This is a genomic window from Pedobacter nutrimenti (genome assembly GCF_032678445.1).
Classification (GTDB): domain Bacteria; phylum Bacteroidota; class Bacteroidia; order Sphingobacteriales; family Sphingobacteriaceae; genus Pedobacter; species Pedobacter nutrimenti_A.
On the sequence record NZ_JAVTSQ010000041.1, the window covers coordinates 1 to 1,272 of the forward strand.

Consider the following 1,272-nt stretch of genomic DNA (forward strand, 5'->3'; position numbering starts at 1 on the left):
TGGAGTTGCTACATTTGAGCAGACAGAGAGTTAAGAGAATTAATTATATATCTTAACAGAAATTATGTCACGAGAAAGAAAAGCATACCCAAAGGAGTTTAAAGTAATGAGCGTTGAACTGAGTAATACCCGGAGTGATCTAGGTGCCTTGGCCAAAGAATTGGACATCAAACCCTCGTTATTATACCGCTGGCGGAAGGAATTTACTAACAAACAGAGCAGTAGCTTCCCTGGAAATGGAAAAGTGATTTTATCAGCAGTAGAACAAGAATTAGCACAACTGAAAAAGGAACTGCGTGAAACGCAAATGGAGCGCGACATCCTAAAAAAGGCTGTCGGCATTTTCTCCAAGAACGACAGCAAATATTCGGGTTCATAAAAAATCACCGTTCGATATTTCCAGTTGGGAAGATGTGTTATCTATTTAAAGTCAGCAGATGCGGATTTTACACATGGTTAAATAGAGTTTTGTCCACTCGCGCAATTGAAAATGAGATGCTTGAACTTGAAATACGCTCAGCCTTTCTAAAGAGCAAAAAGATCTATGGTAGTCCCAGGATTACCATAGAATTGAATAAAAAACAGATCAAAGTATCCAGGCCCAGAGTAGGGAGAATCATGCGAAAAATAAATTTGAGAAGTATTGTGAAGAAAAAATTTAAGATCACCACAGATTCCAGTCATAAATTTCCTATACCGGAGAATAAGCTAGATCGTGATTTTAAACCAGGTAATTTAGGTGCAGTATGGGTGTCGGATATTACTTATATTAAAACTAAACAGGGCTGGCTCTATCTAACTACAGTAATCGATCTTGGTGACAGAAAAGTAATTGGCTGGGCATTGAGTACCACAATGAAAGCTGCAGATACAGTGATGCCGGCATTTAAAATGGCTAAAAAAAACAGACCTATAGTTCAACAGCTCATATTTCACTCCGATCGTGGAGTTCAATATGCCTGTAATGAATTTAGGCTTTTGCTGGAGAAAAATCCATTAATTACAAGGAGTATGAGTAGAAAAGGGAACTGTTGGGATAATGCAGTGGCTGAGAGCTTCTTTAAGACACTAAAAACCGAATGTGTATATCAGAATCGCTTTGTAAATAAAGAGCAAGCTGCGATGGTCGTATTCGAATATATAGAAACATGGTACAATAGAAGAAGACTGCATTCTGCCCTGGATTACATGTCCCCGGAAGAATTTGGTCAAAAAATAAACAAACAAAATATTGCAGCTTAACTAAATGTCTACTTTATTGTTGCAATTCCA

1 protein-coding gene is annotated in these 1,272 nt (G+C 37.7%); it reads left to right on the forward strand.

Annotation, left to right across the window (positions count from 1 at the left end):
• Window positions 1-64: 64 nt before the first annotated feature.
• A protein-coding gene (locus R2S08_RS28810) for an IS3 family transposase (RefSeq protein ID WP_316838351.1) occupies window positions 65-1,242 on the forward strand; the annotation gives its coding sequence in 2 pieces (ribosomal slippage) (window positions 65-335 and window positions 335-1,242; 1,179 coding nt in all).
• Window positions 1,243-1,272: the final 30 nt, after the last annotated feature.